At 60.2% G+C, this 6,322-nt stretch carries 7 protein-coding genes; 5 read left to right on the top strand and 2 right to left on the bottom strand.

The window, feature by feature from the left end; genetic code table 11:
* On the bottom strand, positions 1 to 692 hold a 692-nt coding region (gene tssI / locus AC1DIG_RS20970; protein ID WP_477768826.1), incomplete at its 3' end, for a type VI secretion system tip protein TssI/VgrG.
* Between the two features lie 282 nt (positions 693 to 974).
* Between tssI and AC1DIG_RS20965 the strand changes: the two genes are divergently transcribed.
* Positions 975 to 1,760 (top strand): transporter substrate-binding domain-containing protein, encoded by a 786-nt coding sequence (locus tag AC1DIG_RS20965; protein WP_477768825.1) that lies wholly within the window; start codon positions 975 to 977, stop codon positions 1,758 to 1,760.
* Here the strand turns inward: AC1DIG_RS20965 and cynR are convergent.
* The gene (cynR, locus tag AC1DIG_RS20960) at positions 1,754 to 2,626 is read right to left on the bottom strand and encodes a transcriptional regulator CynR (protein ID WP_477768824.1); all 873 of its coding nucleotides are present in this window, start codon (positions 2,624 to 2,626) and stop codon (positions 1,754 to 1,756) included. The two genes, AC1DIG_RS20965 and cynR, sit on opposite strands and share 7 nt — an antisense overlap.
* Before the next feature lie 109 nt (positions 2,627 to 2,735).
* Between cynR and AC1DIG_RS20955 the strand changes: the two genes are divergently transcribed.
* The 4 genes from AC1DIG_RS20955 (at position 2,736) to AC1DIG_RS20940 (ending at position 6,195) form a co-directional block, all read left to right on the top strand.
* Complete coding sequence (locus AC1DIG_RS20955) at positions 2,736 to 3,395, top strand: carbonic anhydrase (RefSeq protein WP_477768823.1); 660 nt, start codon at positions 2,736 to 2,738, stop codon at positions 3,393 to 3,395.
* Positions 3,396 to 3,432: 37 nt separating this feature from the next.
* Positions 3,433 to 3,903 carry a cyanase gene (gene cynS / locus AC1DIG_RS20950; protein ID WP_477768822.1) on the top strand — a complete coding sequence of 157 codons (471 nt, stop codon included), beginning with the start codon at positions 3,433 to 3,435 and terminating at the stop codon, positions 3,901 to 3,903.
* A gap of 181 nt (positions 3,904 to 4,084) precedes the next feature.
* The gene (locus tag AC1DIG_RS20945) at positions 4,085 to 5,269 is read left to right on the top strand and encodes a cyanate transporter (protein WP_477768821.1); all 1,185 of its coding nucleotides are present in this window, start codon (positions 4,085 to 4,087) and stop codon (positions 5,267 to 5,269) included.
* A 14-nt stretch (positions 5,270 to 5,283) separates the two neighbouring features.
* A complete protein-coding gene (locus AC1DIG_RS20940; RefSeq protein WP_477768820.1) occupies positions 5,284 to 6,195 on the top strand; it encodes a DMT family transporter in 912 nt (303 codons plus the stop codon).
* The last annotated feature ends 127 nt before the right edge of the window (positions 6,196 to 6,322 follow it).

Here is a 6,322-nt window from a genome sequence, read left to right as displayed (position 1 = left end):
CGCTTCAGGTCATAGTCCCGGTGGGTGACCTTGCTGGTACGGGTGCTGAAACGCTGGGAGAACTGGCTGACGACCGAATGCTCCGCCAGCATGCCGGCGTCTTGCTGATAAGGGGTTTCGCCCAACGTGGGGAAGAAGGTCTGGTCATCGGTAAACACCAGCATATGACCGTCCCGGGAGTGCTGGTGATGCCAGGCGATACCGTCCTCGGCGCACAGTCGCTGGACGAACTCAAAATCACTTTCCCCGTATTGGGTGCAGTATTCGCGCTCGGGACTGGTGCGGACGTTGAAGGTAAAAGCATCGGCCTGAATACCGTGCGCCTTGAGTACCCGAGCGATGATTTTCGGCACCGTCTGGCCCTGGAAAATCCGATGATCACGACTGAATTGTAAGTAGTGCAGCGCCGGCACCAGGATCAGCTGATAGCGGGACAGGCGCTTGCCGACATCATCTGCGCGCACCCCGTCGATATAGCCATGAATGCCTTCGCCGTTGAGGCCGAACTGGAGGAAAGCCGGCTGGCTGAGCAGGCTCTCCAAATCGACATCGGGGTATTCGCTGACCAGCTCCACCCTAATGGCATACAGGCTGCTGATGGCTTCAGTGCCATCGAAAGCCAGTACCTTGAAGTCGTTGCGAACACCGGGAACTTGCAGTGAAAAGTGCGCCGTATTGGACGGTTGGGACATTCGCTTATCCTTTAGCGGAATGGAAACAACGCGCGATATCCAAACCGTCCTTGGTCTTGCTCGCGTGAACTTCTGGACACGCTAACAAGCTGGCAAGCGGAATAATGTAGGAAGGCTCCCTGACGCCTGTCGGAGCGCTCCGTGTTTCAAAGTGTTGCGTTAGCCAACAACAAAGACAGTGCAAGTCGGACGGCTCGATGACCCCACACTTGCACCATCGCCCCCAGCCAACAAATACTGACGTCGACCTCCCCTCCTCTGACAACACTCAAGGACGACCCGATGAAAGCTCGTTTACTGCTCTGCTCCTTGCTCACGTTCAGCGTGCAGGCATTTGCCCAAAATGCGCCCTCGCACCTGGATCAGGTGATTGAGCGGGGTCATCTGAAGGTCTGTACTACCGGCGATTACAAGCCTTACACCTATCTGCGCGCAGAGGGCGGATACGAAGGGATCGATATCGCCATGGCCCAGTCCCTGGCGAAAAGCCTGAACGTTGACGTGCAATGGGTCCCCACCACCTGGAAAAACCTGATGACGGATTTTCTGGCTGACCGTTGCGATATCGGCATGGGCGGTATTTCGGTTTCACTGGAGCGGCAGAAGAAGGCCTCTTTCAGCGACACGCTGGGCGTCGACGGAAAAATCCCGCTGGTGCGTTGCGAAGATAAACAACGCTATCAAACCGTCGAACAGCTCAACCGGTCGTCCGTGCGGTTGATCGAGCCGGCAGGCGGTACCAACGAAGTGTTTGCCCGCACTCACCTGCCCAACGCCACGCTGACCCTGTTCCCGGACAACGTGACGATTTTCGAGCAATTGCTGGAAAACAAGGCCGACGTGATGATCACCGATGCTTCCGAAGCTCGGTATCAGCAGAAGCAAAAACCCGGGTTGTGCGCGGTCAATCCCGAGCAGTACTTGCAGTACAGCGAGAAAGCCTACTTGCTCCCTCGCGATGATGTCGCCTGGAAGGCCTATGTGGATCAGTGGCTACACCTGAGCAAAGCCACGGGCGCCTATGATGCGGTGCTCGCCCAGTGGCTGGCGACCGCACCCGGTCACTGAACACTGACCAGCGCCCGGAATGCCTCACTCGCTGCGCTGCGATAAGCGCCCTTGCGACTGAGCAAGGCCACTGTGCGTTGCGGTAACGCCGGTTGCAGCGCCAGCGGGCGCAACCCCGGCAGTTCATGGGCGATAGCCTCGGGGAGAATGGTCGCCAGTTGCCCGCGACGAACGATCTCGACAATCGCGCTGATGGAGTTGGCTTCGATGGCGATGCGTGGCGCGATGCCTTGCTGTCGGCAATACAGGTCGATGTGCTGGCGGGTTGCAAAGTCGCCACTGAGCAGCACCAGCGACTGCTGGCCCAGCGCCTGTGCGTCGAGTGATTGTTGCTGGACAAACCCCGGATGCGCCTCACTGACGACCAGGCTCAAGGTTTCGGCAAACAGCGTCTGGCTGTCGATGTCCGCCAGGTGACTGCCGGTGAACGCGATGCCGAGGTCCAGTCGGTCTTCGGCCAGCGCGGCCTCGATCTGGTCCTGGGTCATCTCCTCGACGCTCAGGGTGAGGCCCGGGTACAGGCTGTTGAAACGCGCCAGTAACGGGCCGATCAGGTAAGCGGTGAAGGTCGGCGTCATGGCCAGCCGCAACGAGCCACGTGTCAGGTCCTGCACGTCGTGCATCGCCCGTTTGGCCGCCTCCAGGTCTTGCAAGGCCAACCGCGCATAACGCACATACGCCTCGCCGGCATCGGTCAAACGCACCGTGCGCCCGGAACGATCGAATAACGGCGCACCGAGGACATCCTCAAGTTGCTTGATCTGCTGCGACAACGTTGGCTGCGAGACATGCAATGCCTCGGCAGCCCGAGTGAAGTTGCGGTGTTCGGCGACCGCGAGCAGGTAGCGAATATGGCGTAACAGCATGGCACTCCAACTATAGGCATGACTTATTGAAACGATAATAAGCCGGTCTTGGACGCTATAGCTGAAAACTTTCATCCTTGCCCCATCAACGACGCAAGGAGAACACGCCATGCAAGACATCATCGACGGCTTCCTGAAGTTTCAACGCGATGCGTTCCCGGAACGCAGCGAACTGTTCAAGCAACTCGCCACCACCCAAAGCCCTGGCACATTGTTTGTCACCTGTTCCGACAGCCGTGTAGTCCCGGAGCTGCTGACCCAGCAAGAACCCGGTGACATGTTCGTCATCCGCAACGCCGGCAATATCGTGCCGTCCTACGGCCCGGAGCCGGGCGGTGTGTCGGCCACCGTCGAATATGCGGTCGCCGTGCTCGGGGTCAGCGACATCGTGATCTGCGGACACTCCGACTGCGGCGCAATGACCGCCATCTCGACCTGCAAATGCCTTGATCACCTGCCCGCCGTCGCCAACTGGTTGCGGCACGCCGAGTCGGCCAAGGTCGTCAACGCCGCCCGCACTCATGCCTCGGCGGAGGAACGCCTGGACTCGCTGGTGCGGGAAAACGTGGTCGCCCAACTGGCCAACCTCAAGACCCACCCCTCAGTTGCGCTAGCCCTGGAACAGGGTCGCCTGAACCTGCACGGCTGGGTCTACGACATCGAAAGCGGATCGATCGCCGCGCTGGACGGGGCGACTCAACGCTTCGTTTCGCTCGCCGAACACCCGACGACCTGTGCACTGCCTCGCAAACAGCCAAACGCTGCCTAACCCCAATTTTTCTTACGTACCGAAAGAGGAAATCACCATGCTGCAATCTCAATTCGCTCAAGCCCCACGCCTGGCCCTCGCCGATACCATCATCGACGCCAAGGCACGTAAAAACCTCTCGTGGCAGGACCTCACCGACGGCACCGGCCTGAGCCTGGCGTTTGTCACCGCCGCCCTGCTTGGCCAGCACCCGCTGCCGGCCGATGCGGCCGAGGTGGTCTGCGCCAAACTCGGACTGGACCAGGACGCCAGCCGCCTGCTGCAAAGCGTGCCTCTGCGCGGCAGCATCCAGGGCGGTATCCCGAGCGATCCGACCGTCTACCGTTTCTACGAAATGCTGCAAGTGTACGGTTCGACCTTGAAGGCCTTGGTCCATGAACAGTTCGGCGATGGCATCATCAGCGCCATCAACTTCAAACTGGACATCAAGAAAGTCGAAGATCCGGACGGCGGCTCCCGTGCAGTGATCACTCTGGACGGCAAATACCTGCCAACCAAACCGTTCTGACAAAAACGCCATAGCCCGCTCCTGCAAGGTGCCACTGACCTGCAGGTGCGGGCTCGCCTGCCAACGCGGGAAGTGCACGCCGCGCCTGTTATTTAATTTTTAAATACGACACTTCACTTTCTGAGTTGCCGACTTCCCCCCCGCCCCGCCTAATCCAGACCTTGTCCTTCAAGGTATGGTTATGGAAAACGTTCGCGCCACCTCCCGTCCCGCTGTCTGGCTGATGATCGCCGTGATCCTCGTCGCCCTGAACCTGCGCCCGTCGATGGCCGCCGTCGGCCCGCTGTTATCGGCCATTCGCGGCGATATTGCGTTGAGTTTCAGCCTGGCGTCGCTGCTGACCATGCTGCCGGTGATGGCCATGGGCTTGGCGATGTTCTTCGGCATGAGCGTCAGCCGGCGCCTGGGAGAACATCGAACGGTGGTGCTGTCGCTGCTGATCATTGGCCTGGCCACTGTGTCGCGGCTGTTCCTCGATTCGGCCGCCGAGCTGATCCTCAGCGCAGTCCTCGCCGGCATCGGCATTGCGCTGATCCAGGCCTTGATGCCAGCCCTGATCAAATCCCGCTTCAGCGACAACGTCTCGCTGTTCATGGGGCTTTACGTCACCTCTATCATGGGCGGCGCGGCCATCGCGGCATCGTTCGCGCCGTTGGTGATGAGCCGTACCGGCAGCTGGCGTGTGGGGTTGGCGATCTGGGCGGTGTTGGCATTGCTCGCCCTGTTGCTCTGGTACGGCCAACGTCACGCCATCCCCGCGACGCCTGCCACCGTGCAACGCAAAGAAGCGTTTTTCAGCAATTCGCGCGCCTGGCTGCTGGCGATTTTCTTCGGCTTGGGCACCGCGTCCTACACCTGCGTGCTGGCCTGGCTGGCCCCGTACTACGTCGAAAAAGGCTGGAGCGAGCAGAACGCCGGCCTGCTGCTAGGCTTTTTGACGGCCATGGAGGTGATCTCCGGCTTGCTGACGCCAGCCATCGCCAACCGCAGCCGCGATAAACGACTGGTTCTGGTGGTGCTGCTGGGATTGATCATGGCCGGTTTCTGCGGGCTGATCCTCAGCCCGCAACACCTGAGCCTGCTCTGGCCGTGTTTGCTGGGCCTGGGTATTGGCGGCCTGTTTCCCATGAGCCTGATCGTCTCGCTGGATCACCTGGACAACCCTCAGCGCGCGGGTGGGCTCACGGCGTTCGTGCAAGGGATCGGCTATCTGATCGCCGGCGTGTCGCCGCTGATCGCCGGGATGATTCGCGATCAACTGGGCAGTTTCGAATGGGCCTGGTGGTCACTGACGGCAGTGATGCTGTTGATGGTTCTGATGGTGTTGCGCTTTGACCCACGGCATTACGCCAAACACATTGATTGATCAGGGACACACCGATGAAACACACCAGTTTCGCCTCCGCCAACGCGGGCATGTTGCTTTGGGCTGCGTTGGTTGCCGCCTCGTTTTTCGCCGCCGCCGAGGTCAGCCAATCCATCGACCCGATCCTGCTGACCGGCCTGCGGCTGCTGTTTTCGGCATTGGCGTTTCTGCCCATGCTGCTGCTCAACGGCGGCACCGCGATCACCGCCAAAGGCCTTGTCAGTCATGCCTGGCTCGGGCTGTTGCTGGCTGTGTATTTCGGCTCGTTATTTGAAGCCCTGCGCTACACCTCGGCGGTCAATACCGGCACCCTGTTTACCCTGGTGCCGTTGATGACGCTGTGCTTCGAGGCCTTCCTGATACCTGGCAGCAGCTCGAAAAGCCGCCTGTTGCCGATGCTGATTGCGGCGGCCGGTGCGCTGTTGCTGATCCTCAAGGGCACAGGTCCCGGTGAAGTCCCTTCGCTCTACGCGGTGTCGGTGTTCGGTGTTGGCTGCCTGGCGATGGCGCTCTATTCACCGCTGAGTCAGCGCTTCAAGGCCAACAGCCTCAAGGGCCGCGGGCCTGTGGTGATGACGTTCTGGAACATGCTCTTCGGCTCGCTGTTCCTGTTTGCGTTCAGCCTGGTCAATGGCGGCTGGCGATCCGGCGCCCTGTTGACGGCTCACGACCTGTTCTGGCTGGTCTACCTGGCGTTGTTCGCGACCCTGGCAACCTTCTGGTTGCTGCACCGGGCAATCGGGGTGATTGCACCGTCCACGGTCATTTCCTACGTCTACCTCAGCACGTTGTTCATCACCTTGTTCCATTGGTTCTGGCTGGCACAGCAACCGCTGATGCTGGAAGTCGTGGGTGCCTTGCTGGTAGCCATCGGGATGCTCGCGCTGGTGATGTCCAGCCGTCGCGCGCTTCCAGCAACCGCATAAACACGGCGGCTGAAGGCTGAAGGTGCTCACCCGCCTTCGGCCCGGATTGCGACAGACGTCGCATTCGCAACAACTTCTGTCCCACACTTGTCCGTGAATAATCCTACGAGGCATTCTCCTAGGACGA

This window comes from Pseudomonas sp. 05N431 (assembly GCF_056397005.1).
This window is presented reverse-complemented; position numbering and strand designations above follow the sequence as displayed.